Source organism: Capnocytophaga endodontalis (assembly GCF_002209445.1).
GTDB lineage: Bacteria > Bacteroidota > Bacteroidia > Flavobacteriales > Flavobacteriaceae > Capnocytophaga > Capnocytophaga periodontitidis.
The window spans coordinates 2,158,025-2,174,810 of the sequence record NZ_CP022022.1 but is presented as its reverse complement, the minus strand read 5'-3'; the positions used below and the strand labels follow the sequence as shown (position 1 = coordinate 2,174,810).

General features: G+C 37.8%; 14 protein-coding genes. 2 read left to right on the top strand and 12 right to left on the bottom strand.

What is annotated here, in order from left to right:
• Positions 1 to 544: 544 nt before the first annotated feature.
• Positions 545 to 1,750, bottom strand: coding sequence for an acetate/propionate family kinase (locus CBG49_RS09770; protein ID WP_088594351.1), 1,206 nt, complete (start codon positions 1,748 to 1,750; stop codon positions 545 to 547).
• A 63-nt stretch (positions 1,751 to 1,813) separates the two neighbouring features.
• Positions 1,814 to 3,889, bottom strand: a complete 2,076-nt coding sequence (gene pta, locus CBG49_RS09765) for a phosphate acetyltransferase (RefSeq protein ID WP_088594350.1) — start codon at positions 3,887 to 3,889, stop codon at positions 1,814 to 1,816.
• A gap of 291 nt (positions 3,890 to 4,180) precedes the next feature.
• Here pta and CBG49_RS09760 point away from each other — a divergent pair, with 291 nt between their 5' ends.
• The gene (locus CBG49_RS09760) at positions 4,181 to 5,509 is read left to right on the top strand and encodes a TrkH family potassium uptake protein (protein ID WP_034555982.1); all 1,329 of its coding nucleotides are present in this window, start codon (positions 4,181 to 4,183) and stop codon (positions 5,507 to 5,509) included.
• 3 nt (positions 5,510 to 5,512) lie between these two features.
• Entirely contained in the window at positions 5,513 to 6,169 is a 657-nt protein-coding gene (locus tag CBG49_RS09755) for a potassium channel family protein (RefSeq protein WP_009751053.1), read from the top strand.
• Here CBG49_RS09755 and CBG49_RS09750 read toward each other — a convergent pair.
• The 10 genes from CBG49_RS09750 to pyrE all read right to left on the bottom strand — a co-directional run bounded on the left by CBG49_RS09750 (position 6,159) and on the right by pyrE (position 16,780).
• Positions 6,159 to 7,040, bottom strand: a complete 882-nt coding sequence (locus CBG49_RS09750; protein ID WP_088594349.1) for a CPBP family intramembrane glutamic endopeptidase — start codon at positions 7,038 to 7,040, stop codon at positions 6,159 to 6,161. The genes CBG49_RS09755 and CBG49_RS09750 overlap by 11 nt on opposite strands.
• A 9-nt stretch (positions 7,041 to 7,049) precedes the next feature.
• Positions 7,050 to 9,119 carry an alpha-L-fucosidase gene (locus tag CBG49_RS09745; RefSeq protein ID WP_088594348.1) on the bottom strand — a complete coding sequence of 690 codons (2,070 nt, stop codon included), beginning with the start codon at positions 9,117 to 9,119 and terminating at the stop codon, positions 7,050 to 7,052.
• Positions 9,120 to 9,141: 22 nt separating this feature from the next.
• Complete coding sequence (locus CBG49_RS09740; RefSeq protein WP_088594347.1) at positions 9,142 to 10,230, bottom strand: CapA family protein; 1,089 nt, start codon at positions 10,228 to 10,230, stop codon at positions 9,142 to 9,144.
• Complete coding sequence (locus CBG49_RS09735; RefSeq protein ID WP_088594346.1) at positions 10,227 to 11,366, bottom strand: AAA family ATPase; 1,140 nt, start codon at positions 11,364 to 11,366, stop codon at positions 10,227 to 10,229. The genes CBG49_RS09740 and CBG49_RS09735 overlap by 4 nt, the downstream gene beginning before the upstream one ends.
• A gap of 157 nt (positions 11,367 to 11,523) precedes the next feature.
• On the bottom strand, positions 11,524 to 12,309 hold the full coding sequence (locus CBG49_RS09730; RefSeq protein ID WP_088594345.1) for a Bax inhibitor-1/YccA family protein: 786 nt from the start codon (positions 12,307 to 12,309) through the stop codon (positions 11,524 to 11,526).
• A gap of 104 nt (positions 12,310 to 12,413) precedes the next feature.
• On the bottom strand, positions 12,414 to 13,481 hold the full coding sequence (gene fbaA, locus CBG49_RS09725; RefSeq protein WP_002678943.1) for a class II fructose-bisphosphate aldolase: 1,068 nt from the start codon (positions 13,479 to 13,481) through the stop codon (positions 12,414 to 12,416).
• A gap of 76 nt (positions 13,482 to 13,557) precedes the next feature.
• A complete protein-coding gene (gene aroC, locus CBG49_RS09720) occupies positions 13,558 to 14,616 on the bottom strand; it encodes a chorismate synthase (RefSeq protein WP_088594344.1) in 1,059 nt (352 codons plus the stop codon).
• Entirely contained in the window at positions 14,616 to 15,008 is a 393-nt protein-coding gene (locus CBG49_RS09715; protein WP_088594343.1) for an orotate phosphoribosyltransferase, read from the bottom strand. The genes aroC and CBG49_RS09715 overlap by 1 nt, the downstream gene beginning before the upstream one ends.
• A 42-nt stretch (positions 15,009 to 15,050) precedes the next feature.
• Positions 15,051 to 15,824, bottom strand: coding sequence for a DUF695 domain-containing protein (locus tag CBG49_RS09710; RefSeq protein ID WP_034556002.1), 774 nt, complete (start codon positions 15,822 to 15,824; stop codon positions 15,051 to 15,053).
• Between the two features lie 314 nt (positions 15,825 to 16,138).
• Positions 16,139 to 16,780 carry an orotate phosphoribosyltransferase gene (pyrE, locus tag CBG49_RS09705; protein ID WP_088594342.1) on the bottom strand — a complete coding sequence of 214 codons (642 nt, stop codon included), beginning with the start codon at positions 16,778 to 16,780 and terminating at the stop codon, positions 16,139 to 16,141.
• Positions 16,781 to 16,786 lie beyond the last annotated feature (6 nt).

Genomic DNA, 16,786 nt, shown 5'->3' with positions numbered 1-16,786 from the left:
ATTTTGTTTATATTGCAAATAAAACAATCAGCTACGTGTTAAGATAATTACATTTTTATACAACTAATATCTTTTTTCAATTGCATTAAGCTTAATAGAATATAGTTGATAGCTATTCTGACAGCATATATGTTAAACATTTTTCTTGTTGGAACCTACTTTTTTACTATACTAAGTAATCGCGAAAGTTTTCGTGGTGTATTACTATACCTAAAAGTAATAAGACTTATAAAGTTTTGTGTAGAAGAATAGAAAATGTGAATTAATTTCTTAAGTCAACTTTAGAAGGCTAATCTTTATAAGAATCGTTGAAAAATAGGAGTATTTTTTAATGGCTTAAACATTTAATGAAAAAAGAGGCTATTCGAAGAGTTTTGTTTTGCGAGGGTGATTTGCTAACCCTCTATAATATAACTAATAATAATTGATTATCAGTATAATTAACTTTGCCAAAGTGTAAAACTTTGGCAAAGTTTAGTGTCATAAAGGCAATTTTGAGACTTTTTAGTAAGCCTCAGTATAGTCTAATGATTTGTTATTTTTGTTATTTAACCAAATTTACTATCTCATTTACTATTTGTAATTCTTCATTAGTAGGGATGATAAGTATCTTTACGCGGCTATCAGCAGCTTGAATCTCTACGGGTTTAGTAGGATGATTGAGCTCTTCGTTTTTCTTCTCATCGAGCTTGATACCAAAGAAATCTAAGTGCTTACAAGCAAATGAACGGGTAAGAGCATCGTTTTCGCCCAAACCTGCGGTAAATACAATGCTATCCAAACCATTAAGAGCTGCTGTATAAGCGCCTATAAACTTCTGAATGCGGTAGCCGTACATCTCATAGCAAAGAGCTGCATTGGCATCACCTGAACGATATAGAGCTGCTACATCACGAGCATCAGAATGTCCTGTGAGCCCAAGCATACCACTCTTCTTGTTAAAGAGTGTTTTCACTTCTTCATAGTTCATACCTAATTCTTGTCCCAAGAAGAAAACTACAGAGGCATCTATCTGCCCAGTGCGAGTTCCCATAATGAGTCCATCGAGTGGTGTAAGTCCCATTGAGGTATCTACACATTGTCCTTTTTCGTTTACGGCTGCCATACTCGCTCCATTTCCCAAGTGAATAGTAATGTTTTTGATATGTGGGTTGTTGAGGTATTTACGAGCTTGAGCGTCTACATATTTATGACTGGTACCGTGGAATCCATAAGCGCGCAATCCGTATTTTTCATAGTATTCATTAGGAATGGCATAGCGGAAGGCTTTAGCAGGCATTGTTTGGTGGAAAGCAGTGTCAAACACGGCTACGTGGGTAGCTTTGTCAAAAAGTTTTTGTGCTACGCGTATTCCTTCTAAATGTCCTGGGTTATGCAAAGGAGATAGAGGAATAAGGCGTTTGATTTCGGCTACTACCTCATCGGTAATTACAGTAGGTTGTACGAAATTTTCACCTCCGTGTACTACTCGGTGTCCTACCCCTTTGATTTCGTTAGGGTTGTGGATAACGCCTACTTCGGGGTCTGTAAGAAGTTCAGCTACCAAATTCATACCCACTTCGTGAGTAGGGATAGGTTGCTCTTTTTTTACTTCTACTTCTTTGCCGTTTTTCACAGCTACATATTTCACGTAGCTACCGTCAATATTGATGCGGTCTACAATTCCTTTTGCTTTTGATTCTCCTGTTTTAGAGTCGATAAGCTGATATTTGAGAGATGAACTCCCTGAATTAATGATTAATATTTCCATTTTAGTCTTTTGTTATTAGTCGTTAGTTTCCCCCTCTTTTAGAGAGGGGGTAGGGAGGATATACTAAAATTCTGATTGTATTGCAGTGATAAGTACAGTGTTGTAAATATCAGGGATAAGAGCCCCACGACTGAGGTCGTTTACAGGTTTTTTCAAACCTTGTAACATAGGGCCTATGGCTAAACCTCCTGTTTCACGTTGCACCGCTTTATAGGTGTTGTTACCGGTGTTAAGGTCTGGGAAAATAAGCACATTGGCTTGTCCTGCCACGGGTGAATTTGGCATTTTTTGTTTTCCTACTTTAGGGTCTACCGCAGCGTCATATTGTATAGGTCCTTCTACGAGTAGCTCAGGGCGACGTTCTTTTACAATTGCTGTTGCTTCACGCACTTTGTCAACATCGGCACCACTACCAGAATTACCAGAAGAGTAGGAGAGGAGGGCTACTTTAGGTTCGATGCCAAAGGCAATAGCAGAGTCGGCAGAGCTGATAGCAATATCAGCCAACTGTTCAGCGGTAGGGTTAGGCACTACGGCACAGTCGCCATATACCAATACGCGGTCGTGCAAGAGCATAAAGAATACAGAGGAAACGGTGTTTACCCCTGGTTTAGTTTTTACAAATTGCAAAGACGGACGGATAGTGTGAGCAGTAGTATTCACTGCTCCTGATACCATACCATCGGCATCACCGAGGAATACCATCATTGTACCAAAATAAGATGCATCGAGCATTAGATCTTTAGCTTGCGAAAGTTCCAAACCTTTGCTTTTGCGCAATTCGTATAGTTTTTCGGCATACGCCTCATATTTATCACTCTCGGCGGGATTGATAATATTGATACGTTCTTCGTTCCATTTTAAGCCCAAAATGTTTTTAGCGCGAGTTTTAATGGCTTCGGGTTCTCCCAAGATAGTGAGGTAAACGAGTTCATCTTCGGCTAATTGTGAGGCAGCTGTAAGAATACGGTCGTCAGTACCCTCAGGGAGCACGATGCGTTTTTGTCCGGCACGAGCTTTCTGTACCATATTGTATTGGAACATACGAGGGGTAATAGTTTCTGATTTGAAAGAAGCGATACTGTTGTTGAGTTTTTCGGCATCTACATTTTCATCAAATAGTTGAAGAAGCATTTTTACTTTTTCAGTATTTTCAGGGTAGATATGAGCTTGGGTATTACCGATGATATTAGCAGTTTCGAAAGTATCGGTTTTAGCTACCATTATAGGGATATTCTTTTGGATACCGTCGAAAATCTTACTCATAGAAGGGTTGAGAGGTAGGTCGCCGTAGAGCACTACCCCTTTGATGTTAGAGAAGTTAGAATAGTTAGCTACCAAAGAACCTGCTATGAGGTCGATGCGGTCGATAGGGAGTACTGCCAAAGTATCTTCGTTTAGCTTGGCTAAATAGTTAGATAACAGCATAGCCCCTACAACAGTGCGTTTGGTGGTAACGTCGATATTATCACCTTTATAAAGGAATTCGGCATTGAGAGCGTTAGCAATCTCGCGAATGGTAGGGCGAGAGAGTTCTTCTTTGCGCGGAATAATGGTAAAAGTAGTATCGCTGAAGCGCTGTTCTAAACGGTTGATAGTAGCAGCAGTAGCATTAGTAGCTTTGTTTACAAACACGCTGAGTACGCGAACATCTTTTTCTATAAAATTGTTTAGGGTAGCTTGTACTTGGTTAGTGAGTTCATCTTCTGAAGAAAAATTATCTTTAAGAACAACCAATGCAGGAATATTGAGACTTTGAGCTACTGAAGCGTTGAAGTTTGCATCGAAATAGCTATCGTCTACGGCACTTGAGCTATCGACTAATACAAAGTCAAACTTACTTTCTAAGGCTTTGTATTTTTTGATGATAGTATCATACACTTCGCCTATATTACCTTCGTTTTTAAGACCGATAACCTCTTGACGTGTGTAGGCATAGGCTTCATCATAACTCATATCGAGTTTGAAATGTTCTAAAACAGTTTCGATGAAAGTATCTTTTTTAGATTTACTTTCTACAATAGGTCTAAAGTAACCTACCTTGGCAGTGTTGCGCATAATCATTTGCAAGACTCCCAAACTCACTACCGACTTACCACTATGGGTATTTGCAGCAATGACATAAACAGATTTATTCATTTTTTATTTACTTTTTAGTGTTAAATGTTATAATTTGCAAAGGTAATAATATAATTTAAGAAAACAAGCGAAAAAGGTATTTTTATTTTTAATACCTAAATAATTCATTTTTATTTTGGATAGAGATAGTTGTTATTTTCTTTTGAAAAACACTTGGTTACTTTAGTTAACTAACATTTTACAGTTGGTATCTTGAATAGAAGATTAGTAAAAATAACTTATTGATTAACAAATTAGTCTTGTGTTTTGAAATTATTTTGTACTTTTGCCTGCTGAAAATAAATGTAACAGATGTTAAAAAGAATATCCCCTTATACGCTAATAATGCTTTCCTTTTTTGCTTTGATAGTGTTAGGAGCTTTACTGCTGATGATGCCTTTTGCACACATAGCAGAAAAAGACCTATCTTTTTTAGAGGCATTTTTTACGGCTACTTCGGCAGTGACAGTTACAGGGCTTTCGGTGATAAATATTGGGGCTACATTCACTATTTGGGGAAAACTTATCTTGTTAGTGCTCATTCAGTTTGGAGGATTGGGAGTGCTTACTATTTCTTCTGTTTTGGTGTTACTTATAGCTAAACGTATTGGATTTTATACTAAACGTTTGGTTGCTGAAGGGCTCAACCACAACAAGACTTATGATATTTATGCGATTACTAAGCGTGTAGTGCTTATAACTCTACTTTTTGAGGCTGTAGGGGCGTTATTTTTGTTTTGTTCATTTATTCAGGACTATTCCTTTGCGCACGCATTGTTTATGGCGGTATTTCACTCGGTTTCGGCATTTTGTAATGCTGGGATTTCGTTATTTTCTAATAGTTTTGAGGGCTATACCTATAATATTTTTGTGAATGGGGTGATTGCTTTACTCATTATTTTTGGAGGTTTAGGTTTTACTACTATTATTCAATCGTATGAATATTTACGCAAAAAGCGTCGGAGGTTGGATATCAATTCACAGTTTTCGATTATTACTACAATTATATTGCTTTTAGCGGGGACTTTTCTGTTTTTTACTTTGGAATACGGTAATTATTACACTTTATATGGTAAGAGTACTTTCAATCGTTTGCTTATTAGTTTTTTTCATTCGGTGAGTTTGCGTACAGCAGGTTTTGATACCATTCCGTTAGAACATTTGAGTAGTGCTACTATTCTATTTTGTGTAACTTTTATGTTTATAGGAGCCTCACCTAATTCAACAGGTTCTGGGGTTAAAACTACTACTATTGGTATTTTGTTTTTAGGGATAAAAACAGCGTTGTTTAACAAGAATTATATTGAATTTTCTAAAAGGCGTATTTCTTGGAAACTTTTTAACAAAGCTTCAGCTCTTGTTTTTATAGCGATGATGTATGTGCTAACGATGATTATCGTTCTTACCGCTTTAGAACCTAACATAGAATTTACCAAAATAGCTTTTGAGCTTATTTCGGCATTTAGTACTTGTGGGCTTTCAACGGGAATTACTCCAGAATTGTGTACTTTTTCTAAGTTAATATTGATTTTTACGATGTTTATTGGTAGGGTAGGGCCTCTTACTATTATGCTTGCCTTTTCAAGACCACGTGCTGAAGGAAATTACAAATATCCCAAAGAAAATATTTTAATAGGATAGATTATGAAAAATTTTTTAGTTATAGGATTAGGAGAGTTTGGCAAATCGGTAGCTAAAACGCTCTATAAAAACAAAGCCACGGTATTGGCAATAGATTCGCGTGAAGGCGTAATCAAACAAGCTCTCAACGAGGGAATGATTGAAGAAGCAATCATTTTAGATGCTACAGATGAGATAGCTTTAAAAAAAGTGGTGCGAGACGATTTTGACACTGCTTTTGTAAGTGTAGGTGATAATATTCAGGCAAGTATTCTTATCACACTACAGTTGAAAGAAATGGGAGTGAAGAATGTGATTTGCAAAGCTGTAAACCACACCCAAGAAAAGGTTTTATACAAAATAGGTGCTACACAAGTAGTATTTCCTGAAGAATTAATGGGCGAAAAAGTAGCCTATTCGGTTTTGAGACCTACCATTATAGAATATTTTAAATTTGCTGAAGATTATTTTATTTACGAAGTAAAAGTACCGAAAAGTTACGTGGGAAAATCGTTGATGGAACTCAATTTGAGGCACAAATATGAGATAAATATTCTTGCGGTAAAACATTCTGATGGCAAAATGAATGTTACCCCTGACCCTAATGTTAAACTCAATAAAGATGACCTTTTGATTATACTCTCTAATGAAAATGTAATCGACAGAGTTACTAAGGATTAAAAAGTTTCTTTTTCCATTCTTTCCAACTGTATTTCTTAGCATAGATATACAATAAAAGGGGGAAACACAATATTAAAGGCATCCAAATACTGAAACCTAAGGTTGGTTCTGAAATATCGCGTAGTATAGAAGGTACTTGAAATACTGTCCAATCGGAGGTGACTAAAAGGGCAGTAAAAAGGTTATTAGCGGTGTGAAAACCTAAGGCTAATTCTAAACCGTCATCCATTAGGGTTGTGATACCTAAAAACAGACCTGTACCGATGTAATAAATAAGTAAACTGTAGCCTAATTTTTCTACTTCGGGGTTGGCTATATGCATTAAACCAAAAGTAATAGAGGTGAAAAGCAACGGAAACCACGCTCTGCGCGTTGCAAGTCCTAAGCCTTGCATTAAATAGCCTCTAAAGAATATTTCTTCAAAACTTGTTTGTAAAGGTATAAACAATACTACTATTACAAGTAATTTTAAGAAAGGTATCCATTGGAAGTTCCAAATATAATCATTGGGACTGATGAATAAATAGTCTATACAAGTCATTGCAATGGTTATGCTTCCCCATAATCCAAAAGCAAACCAAAATCGTTTCCAACTGAAGCTTGGTCGGGCGGTGATGAGGGCTACTAACGGCTGACGATGAACGTATTTTACCCATAACAATAATAATCCTAAGAAAATAGCAAAGACTACTAAATTTTCAAATAAGAATTGTAATTCTCCTTTTTGAGAAATTTCTTGCTGGATGAGTGCAGTAGTGTCTAAAAACTGTGCTACAAAAAAGTTCAACCCTGTAAAAGCAAAGAACAGGGTTGGAACTATAATATAAAGCCATTTTGGGCTTTGTGATAATCTTCCGTTTGTAAGATACATAACTTTACTTTATTGTGTAATGATTCCTATTTCGGCATACGATACTCTATTGGTATCATCGACTGTTTTTACAGCAGTGAGTTTGATGTAACGAGCTTTTTCTTCAGCAAATGTAATACGTTGTTCAATAGGATTATTTTTTATATTACCAAACTCTCCTTCGCTTACTTTCTTCCAATGAACATTATCAGTACTTACTTCAAAAATATAATGGCTGATAGTTCCTTCTGCCCAACGGTCTTGTGAAGGTAAATAGATAAATCCTTTTAGGTTTAAAAGTTCTCCTAAATCAATAGTAACAGCTGTAGGAGTTTTGCTTTTTTCTTGGATAAACCAAGAAATAGGGTCTTCATCTACTATTTTTTGAATATCATTGATAGTGGAGAGTACTTTCCATTTTGTTTTAGGAATATCTAAGGAATAAGAAGCTACTTCACTATACAATTTTTTACTTTGGTCGTAGGCTACAAACTTGAGAGTTGTAGGATGAGTAACAGAGAAAGGAGTAGTGTAACGCAACGATTTATCGGTAGGTTTACTGCCGTCTAAAGTGTAGAAAATTTCGGTAGATTCATCGGCTGGGGTAAGAGTTACTTGTCCGTTTTTATCACGGCTGAACTGAGGTGTTACTAATAGGGCAGGAGCATTATACAACCCTATGTTGCTAATGAGAGGAGAGGCTTTGGCGTCTAATATTGTAAAGCGTACTTTAGTAGTTGTTACAGGAGGGAAACGCAATAAGCGCTTGTAGCCAATAGTAGTTTGTTCATCTATAGTTTCCCATTTTCCATCTTTTTGATATTCTAATTTGAATTTTTTTACGCGTTGTCCTAATGGGATGTATTCTTGAGCCATAAATCGATTGAAGGTTGTAGGTTTGGTAAAGTTTATATCAATGGAAGCTTTGGTTAGGCCTTCATCGGTTGCCCAATAGGTATTTTTATCGTTGTCAATAGTTTTTTCAGTGCTGAAAAACTTGTGATTTTCGCGAATATTAGAAGCCGTCACAGAGGCATCAGTTACGAGGTTATGTGCAAAATCTGCTTCTATAACTTTTTTGAGTTCCATTAATCTCTTGATGTCGTTTTCGTGTACTAAACCGCGTCTATCAACAGGGAGATTCAGCAATAAATTGTAACCACGACCTACTGAAGCGTAGTATATATCAACCATTTTTTCTAAGGGGCGCACTTGGTGGTCTTCACGTGTGTGGTAATACCAACCTGGGCGGATAGACACATCGGCTTCAGCGGGAATCCAATTGATGCCATTTTCATCGCCTTCGCCTAAGTGATGTAGGTGGTCTTTTCCTTGTAAGGAAGGGTTAGAGGTAAAAGGATTCCAATTAGTAGGTGTACCATAGCCTAACTCATTGCCTATCCATCGGATATTAGGACCTTCATCGCCAAAAATAGTGGCATTGGGCTGTAATTCGCGTACTATAGCGAATGTTTTATCCCATTGGTAATATGTATGAGCATCGATAGTGCGGGTTTCGTTAGCACCACCATAATAGCCAGAACCGCCATTAGCTCCATCGAACCATACTTCAAATATTTCGCCATAATTGGTGAGTAATTCTCGGAGTTGGTTATGGAAATAGGTTACATATTCGGGTCTGCCATACTCGGCGTGGTTTCTATCCCAAGGGGAGAGGTATACACCGAACTTGAGTCCTGCTTTTTTGCAAGCATCGGAAAGTTCTCTAATTACATCGCCTTTACCGTTTTTCCAAGGGGAGTTTTTTACAGAATGCTCTGTGTATTTTGATGGCCATAAGCAGAAGCCATCGTGGTGTTTAGCGGTAATAATAACCCCTTTCATACCAGCATCTTTAATTACTTTCACCCATTGATTTACATCTAAATCGGTAGGGTTAAACAAGGCAGGATCTTCACCCCCTGTACCCCATTCCATATCGGTGAAAGTGTTCATATTGAAATGGATAAAAGCGTAGTACTCCATTTCGTGCCAAGGTAATTGAAATGAAGGAGGAAGAGCTCCCACAGGTTTTGGAGCTTCAGGATTTTTACAAGCTATCAAGCAAAGTGCTGATGCTAAAAATAAAAATTTTCTCATAATTGTGAATAATTGATGATGATTATTCTTTTTCGTTGATAAAAATATTCTTTTTAAATAGTTTACGCGAGTTGTCTATAAAGATATTCATACTATCTTTGGCAGTCTCGGAGAGTTCTTTGTAGGAAGCTGTTTCATATTCTTTGCAAGGCAATATTTCAAAAAGGTATTTTTTATTAGTTTTAAGGGTACGATTCACCCAAACTAAATAATATCCTTTATCGGCGATGTGAGTGCCTCGCGCGTCCTTAAAGAGAGTTAGTTCTACCATAGCGCCTCCATCGGAAGGGGATTTACGTTGGTTAGATATAAAATTACCGAGAGAATAGACAACAAGCTGTTCCTTATGAAGTCCTGTTTGTGGATAATAGTACATAGGTTGTAGCACGTGAGGGTGCCCACCTATGATGATATCTACACCATTATCAAAAAGGAATTGAGCTACTTCTTCTTGATTTTTGTTTTGTTTTTGTTGGTATTCTATTCCCCAATGAATCACTACTATCAGTTTGTCTAGCTGTGCTTTTTTAGCTTTCTCGATGTCTTGTTTCATCAGGTTGAAGTCTATACGGTTTACGACAGTAGGTTCGGGGACGGGTAAGCCATTGGTGCCATAGGTGTAGTTGAGAATACCCACTGAAATACCATTTTTAGAAAGCACTAAAAGGTTTTTTTTATCAAACTCAGCTTTGTTGCGGAAAGTGCCTGTATGAGCTATTTTAAGAGAGTCGAGCACATTTAAAGTGCGGATGATTCCTTTTTTACCTCTATCACAGGTGTGATTGTTAGCAGTTACTAACACGTCTATCCCGCTATCTCTACAGGCGGCAGCCAAGGCATCGGGAGAGGAGAATTGAGGGTATCCTTTGTAAGGTTTTCCTGCTAAAGTAACCTCCAGATTGGCAATTGCAAAGTCTACTTGAGCGAATTTGTGTTTAATTTTGTCAAACACGGGCATATAGTCATATTGCTTAGTATCAGCATTGTAAGCTCCTTCTACTTGAGGGATATGCCCCATTACATCCCCCATAAAGAGCAACGACATTCGGCTGCCAGTTTCTTGAGCAAAGGTTATTGAAAAGAAGAGGAAAGTGAGTAATATGCGTATCATTTAAAACCTATTTTAGTTTGTTTGTTTTGTTCTTTTAGTTCTTTTACATCTATATTGGTGAGTTCAGCCAAAGAATAAGGTTTATCTACGATGAAGTCTCTATCAGTAGATTGTAAATACTTATTGCATTTTTCGACAGTTAGTTCTTTAAACTTATATTCGGCTATTAATCTTCCTTTGCGCAATAGGGCAGAGTCTATTTTAGAAATATCGGAATTGAAAGTACATATCAATTGACATTCCAAGACATCGGAAAGCATACCATCGGCAATGTTTAGGATAGAGGATACGACATCGGTATTGCTATTGAGAGCAGTGCGTTCGGCTATGTAGTTTTCACAGTCTTCGAGTACTAATACTGAATTTTTATTGTCTATTAGCAAACCGATAAAGGCAGGGTCGGTAAGAGATCCAATCATTGAGGTAGGCACAAAGATAAATTTCTTATTAGGGATTTGACTTGTAAGCCATTTGATATAATTAGTTTTTCCTGATCCTGCAATTCCGTGAAAGAGTACGACTCCTTTATTCTCATTGGTAAGGGCGTTTTTCACTCTATTGTGTACCTCAAAGAAATCATCATTATACATCGTTTCAAAGTCGATGCGATAAGGCTTGATAGTATGTGTTCTCACTTCGAGCCCCACTTGGGTTTTTAATAAGATAGATACCTTAGAATCTTTAGAAACATATTTTTCGATATATTCAGAAAACAGGGCGTTGAGATGTTCCTTTGCTTTAGGATTGGTATTTTGGTAATGTACACAACTCACTCTGTAGAGTCCATCTTCAAAAATCTGATTGTCATACTCATTAGAAAGATTTTTGTCAATCAATAGAAAAACTTCTAAGTCAGGATGATAATAGCATTCTTCGGATTCGTAAAGTTCATTTTGTTTAGAGGCATAGTCTATAGTGTAATAATCTGTGCATTTTTCAAAATGTTTCAGTTTATCACGTTGGATTACTAAATCATCACTTCCCAGATAGATGTGAGCCATCAAATCATCAAGCAAAGAGCGAAACGGATTTGAAAAAGTAAGGAGGCAATATTTATCACATACTTCTATATGGTCGTCATTATCGAGTTGTAGGATATTAACAGGGTGGTAATATTTAGATTCTTTTATTTTCATAAGCAAAATAATAAGGTGCAAAAGTAGTATATAATTTATAAATTAGCAAACTTTATAAAACAAAAACTTTGCTAAAGGACGACCTTCAGCAAAGTTTCAATAAGTTGTTTTTCATTAGCAAATTAGCTAATTAGCTAATTAGCAAATTGGCTAATTCTTAGTTTCTTCTTGATAGTAAGATTCTCAATACGTACCAGAATAGTAACATTACTGATGAGAACAATTGTAAGGCTGCAGCTACATATTGGTCGGTGCTATATACGTTTTTGATGTTATAGGTTTCGTATAGAATTCCTCCAGCAGCTAAAGCTATCATTGCTACTGAAAACCAAAGTCCTAAGTCAAAACTAAACAAAGCTCCTGCAACGATTAATCCTAAGGCTAAAAAACCACCTACTACCAATACAGTACGCAAGAATGAGAAATCTACACGAGTGAGAAACACTACAGCGGTAAGTCCAGCAAATAATGACAAGGTAATGATACCCGCTTGAGAAATGATAGCTAAGCCATCACTAAGATCTATTGCTATATAAATCATCGGTAAGAAGATGATTGCTTCTAAAAGTACATAAATGCCTAAGCCTCTATATTGGGTACTTTTATCTTGTGCTTGAGTCCATTTATTAGCAAGCATAGAGCCTAACCAGAACCCGCCTAAAATAAATAACCATACGAAAGGACTACTAACCATAGAGAAAATTAAACTTTCAGGCACTGTATTTATCAAAATAGCTTCTACTACTATAAAAGCCAAAAGTGCTATTGCTACGTGAGAGTAGGTTTTACGATAGAAAGTAGCTTGTTCTATATTAGTTGCATACGATACTAATTCAGGAACGTTGTTGTTCTGATAGTTAGTATTGTAGTTGTTGTTGAAATTTAAGTTATAGCCATTATTGCTATTACTATTGTTGTTTAGATTGTAATTGTTGTTGCTCATAAAATTCTATTTAAAAAGTATTTGTTTTTTAGTAAATCAAAAACTTTGCCAAAAGATCTACCCTGATACTGAGTAGCCTTTTGACAAAGTTTATCAAGGGAATACTATAAAGTATTTACGTTGTTAAGATCTTCGAAAGCTTTTTTCAAGCGGGTAACGAAAGTTTTTTCACCTTCACGAAGCCATACACGAGGATCGTAATATTTTTTGTTAGGAGCTTCAGGACCTTCAGGGTTACCTATTTGACCTTGCAAGTAAGCAGCTTTGGCTTTCATATAGTCGCGAACACCTTCGGTGAAAGCGTATTGCAAGTCGGTATCGATGTTCATTTTGATAACACCGTAAGAAATAGCCTCGCGGATTTCTTCGAGAGTAGATCCAGAACCGCCGTGGAATACGAGGTCGAGAGCATTATGACCTAAGTTGTATTTTTTAGAAACGTAGTCTTGAGAATCTCTTAAGATTTTAGGAGTTAATTTTACGTTACCAGGTTTGTACACTCCGTGAACGTTACCAAAAGCGGCAGCGATAGTGAATTGAGAGCTTACTTTAGAAAGTTCTTCATAAGCGAAAGCTACATCTTCAGGTTGTGTAAAGAGTTTGTTGCTATCAACGTGAGAGTTATCCACTCCATCTTCTTCACCACCAGTCATACCGAGTTCGATTTCCAAAGTCATATCCATTTTGCTCATACGTTCGAGGTAACGTTTGCAAGTTTCGATATTTTCTTTGATAGGCTCTTCAGAGAGGTCAATCATATGAGAGCTAAAAAGAGGTTTTCCTGTTTCTTTGAAGTGTTTTTCAGAAGCTTCGAGCATACCGTCTAACCAAGGAAGTAATTTTTTAGCACAGTGGTCAGTATGCAAGATGATAGAAGCGCCGTAAGCTTCGGCGAGTTGGTGAACGTGTTTTGCTCCAGCTACAGCTCCAAGAACTGAAGCACGTTGGTTGTCGTTAGAAAGACCTTTACCAGCCATAAACTGAGCGCCGCCATTAGAGAATTGGATAATCATTGGGGCGTTTACTGCTACAGCGGTTTCTAAAGCAGCATTGATAGAGTTAGAACTGATAACGTTGGCTGCAGGAAGAGCAAAGCCTTTTTCTTTGGCGTATTTGAATACTTCTTGTACTTCTTTTCCAAGAATTACGCCTTTTTTAATGTTATGTGCCATTTCTTTATTAAGATATAATTAGTTTTCAATTTGAGACTGCAAAGATATAAAAATTCTATTGAACTATCAAAATAATTTAGTGTTTTTTATTTAACAAACAAAAATCTAATAGCACCATTGCGGTCATTGCCTCGACAATAGGTACGGCACGGGGTACTACACAGGGGTCGTGCCTGCCTTTACCTTGCATTGTTACTATGTTGCCTTTGCTATCGAGGGCAGGTTGTTCTTGCATAAGGGTAGCTACGGGCTTAAAAGCTACTCTAAAATAAATATCCATACCGTTGCTGATGCCCCCTTGTATACCGCCTGAATAGTTGGTTTGTGTAGAGCCATCGGGATTGAAAAGGTCGTTGTGCTGACTACCACGCATTGTAGTACCTGCAAAACCACTACCATATTCAAAGCCTTTTACAGCATTGATAGAGAGCATCGCCTTTCCGAGCTGTGCGTGGAGCTTGTCGAACACAGGTTCGCCCCAACCTATAGGCACTCCTTTTACTACACAACTTACTACTCCGCCCACTGTGTCGCCTTCTTTGCGAATAGCCTTGATATAGGCTTCCATTTGTTCTGCTAAGATAGGATCGGGACAGCGCACGGCATTGGTTTCAGCTATGGCCAAATCGAGGTCGGTATAGGGTTTAGTAAGGAAAAGATCGCCTACACTCGATACATAAGCGTTGATTTGTATTCCTTTGAGTACTTGTTTGGCTATAGCTCCTGCTACTACACGGCTTACGGTCTCGCGCGCTGATGAGCGTCCGCCTCCACGAACATCACGAATACCGTATTTCTGTTGATATACATAATCGGCGTGACTGGGACGGTATACCTCGGCTATATGGGCATAATCGGCTGAATGTTGATTTTCGTTTTCAATAATAAAGCCAATAGGGGTGCCTGTAGTCTTGCCGTTTAAAATACCCGAAAGGAAACGTACCTTGTCGCCCTCTTTTCGCTGAGTAACAATAGCTGACTGCCCTGGACGGCGGCGGTCGAGCTCGTGCTGTATGGCTTCAAAATCTAAAAGAATATTAGGGGGACAGCCATCAATAATGCCTCCTAATGCCTCGCCGTGCGACTCGCCAAAGGAGGTGAGCCTAAAAAGTGTGCCAAAGCTATTGCCTGCCATTATAAGTCTTTCATTTTTGTTACTAATACCTCTATAAACTTACTGATGGGCGTTTTGACCATCATTGCCATTATGGGGTTAAAATCCCCTTTGAAGAGTAGGTGCACTTCACTTTCTTTATCTGATATTTCAGCAATATTGGTAGTGAGCAGGAAGGGGATTTTACCATTTGCTTCCCCTAATACCAGCTGGCTATAAGGGGTACTACTTTTCTTTTCTAAATAAATCTCAGGCATTCCTTTTAAGGCAAACACAAAAGAAGTGTCGCTTAGTTTTTCAAATTTGCTGATGTTGTCGGGCATCAAGCGTTCAAAGGTCTCTACTTTTTCTAAGAGAGCAAAGAGGTCTTTAGCACTCTTGGGGACGATTGTTTTTTGGGTTTCTAAATTCATTGGATAATTTGTCAATTTGGTGCGAGCCACACGGGCAATTTGTTATTTTACTAAAACGGTTTCCCAGCCGTCGTACTGGCCGTTGGTATCAAGAGCTACATCTATCAAGTCCCAAGTGTCGGGGTCGATAGCCTCTACGGTATTTACTTTGGTAATTATCAATTGGTAGCCTAAATCTTCGTTAGGGTCATCGCCTTCTTCGGGTTCTATTTTGCGACTTTCTTGTATTTCATAGCCTAAGGCTTTTACCTTATCGATAGCTTCTGCCATATCCTTTTCAGTATTGAAATACAACCAGTGGTCTATAGGGCGCTCTTGATCGGTATGGTCACCAGACTGCTCACAATGGCGACGTACTGCACTGTTTTTGATGCTTTGATGTTCGTAGATATTGGGGTAAAGATAGTCGGAGTATATTTCCCAATTGGGGTCATCTACGATACGTATTTCAGGTTCGTAATCGGTGATATTTGTGAAAGCCTTCTCGATATTAACTGCCAATAGAGGAGCCTCTTGGGTGTAGTAAAACCAAGTTGTATTACCCTGATAAGTTACAACTCCTGCTAAAAAATCAGTCTCTTTTAGTGAAGGCATTATAATATCTTCAATGTTATAGAGACGTTCTCTTTCCTCATCGGTAGTAAAACCATACTCATCGGGTGCTTTAAGGACAAGGTTTAGCCTTACACATTGGGTATAACCCTCTATAGGGGAATCGGTTTCGCCTATACCTAAATTGACACGAAACACAGCGGGTTTATCTTCCACTCTACCGATATAGACAGCCCAGTTTTCGGGGATTTCTGTTTTTTGAATCATATTTATTTGTCGATTTATCTATTTTGCAAAATTGTTAATATTTTTTAGTTTTTATTGCGAATTTTTCAATTATAAGATAAAGTATTTAAGCTATTGATTGTTAGTGTTGTATCGTGTTATCTTCGCTTTGTGTTCGGTATGTGTTCGCTCTTCCTTCGTTCTTTCTATATTGTTCCTTCAGTGAAAAAAAAGGATAGGTAGTAAAATGAAACACTGATTATCAAGCTATTTAATTTATTGATTTACCCATTTATCGATTAGAGAATTTATTGAAAGATTCGCAATGTTTTGACTAATAATTTACCGATTTGTTAATTACGCCATGTGTCGGGGCTTTTGCGCCATTCTTTGAGAGTATCCAGTTCATACTCACTGATGTAGCCTATAGCTAAGGCTTTGATAAGCAAATGGTCGTAGTCGCTGAGGGTATGGAGTGAGAGCTTTTCGGTAGCAAAATTGGCATTGGCTACTTCAAAATTATATGAGAAGATAGCCACCATACCTAAAACTTCAGCGCCGAAGTCGCGAAGGGCTTTTACAGCATTGAGACTACTCATACCAGTGCTGATGAGGTCTTCTATAACGATTACTTGCTGTCCTGCAGAGAGTAATCCCTCTATTTGGTTTTGGCGACCGTGTTTTTTAGGTTCAGGACGCACATAGACAAAGGGCAATTCGAGTGCATTGGCTACCAACATCCCCATTCCGATAGCCCCTGTAGCAACCCCAGCTACCACCTCAGCCGTGGAATAATGGTTTTTTATGTAGGTAGCCATAGTGTTGGCTACGTAATTGCGAACCTCTGGAAATGAGAGGATTATGCGATTATCGCAATAAATAGGCGATTTCCAACCGCTTGCCCACGTAAAATAATTTTCAGAATTCAATTTTATTGCGTTAATTTGCAGTAAAAATTCGGCAGTATGTTGTGCCATAATGTTATCTAAAATCATAAGCTT

Bases quoted from the DNA above. Each gene is read 5' to 3' on its own strand.
- CBG49_RS09770 (WP_088594351.1), bottom strand. From the start codon at position 1,750: ATGGAAATATTAATCATTAATTCAGGGAGTTCATCTCTCAAATATCAG.
- pta (WP_088594350.1), bottom strand. From the start codon at position 3,889: ATGAATAAATCTGTTTATGTCATTGCTGCAAATACCCATAGTGGTAAG.
- CBG49_RS09760 (WP_034555982.1), top strand. From the start codon at position 4,181: ATGTTAAAAAGAATATCCCCTTATACGCTAATAATGCTTTCCTTTTTT.
- CBG49_RS09755 (WP_009751053.1), top strand. From the start codon at position 5,513: ATGAAAAATTTTTTAGTTATAGGATTAGGAGAGTTTGGCAAATCGGTA.
- CBG49_RS09750 (WP_088594349.1), bottom strand. From the start codon at position 7,040: ATGTATCTTACAAACGGAAGATTATCACAAAGCCCAAAATGGCTTTAT.
- CBG49_RS09745 (WP_088594348.1), bottom strand. From the start codon at position 9,119: ATGAGAAAATTTTTATTTTTAGCATCAGCACTTTGCTTGATAGCTTGT.
- CBG49_RS09740 (WP_088594347.1), bottom strand. From the start codon at position 10,230: ATGATACGCATATTACTCACTTTCCTCTTCTTTTCAATAACCTTTGCT.
- CBG49_RS09735 (WP_088594346.1), bottom strand. From the start codon at position 11,366: ATGAAAATAAAAGAATCTAAATATTACCACCCTGTTAATATCCTACAA.
- CBG49_RS09730 (WP_088594345.1), bottom strand. From the start codon at position 12,309: ATGAGCAACAACAATTACAATCTAAACAACAATAGTAATAGCAATAAT.
- fbaA (WP_002678943.1), bottom strand. From the start codon at position 13,481: ATGGCACATAACATTAAAAAAGGCGTAATTCTTGGAAAAGAAGTACAA.
- aroC (WP_088594344.1), bottom strand. From the start codon at position 14,616: ATGGCAGGCAATAGCTTTGGCACACTTTTTAGGCTCACCTCCTTTGGC.
- CBG49_RS09715 (WP_088594343.1), bottom strand. From the start codon at position 15,008: ATGAATTTAGAAACCCAAAAAACAATCGTCCCCAAGAGTGCTAAAGAC.
- pyrE (WP_088594342.1), bottom strand. From the start codon at position 16,780: ATGATTTTAGATAACATTATGGCACAACATACTGCCGAATTTTTACTG.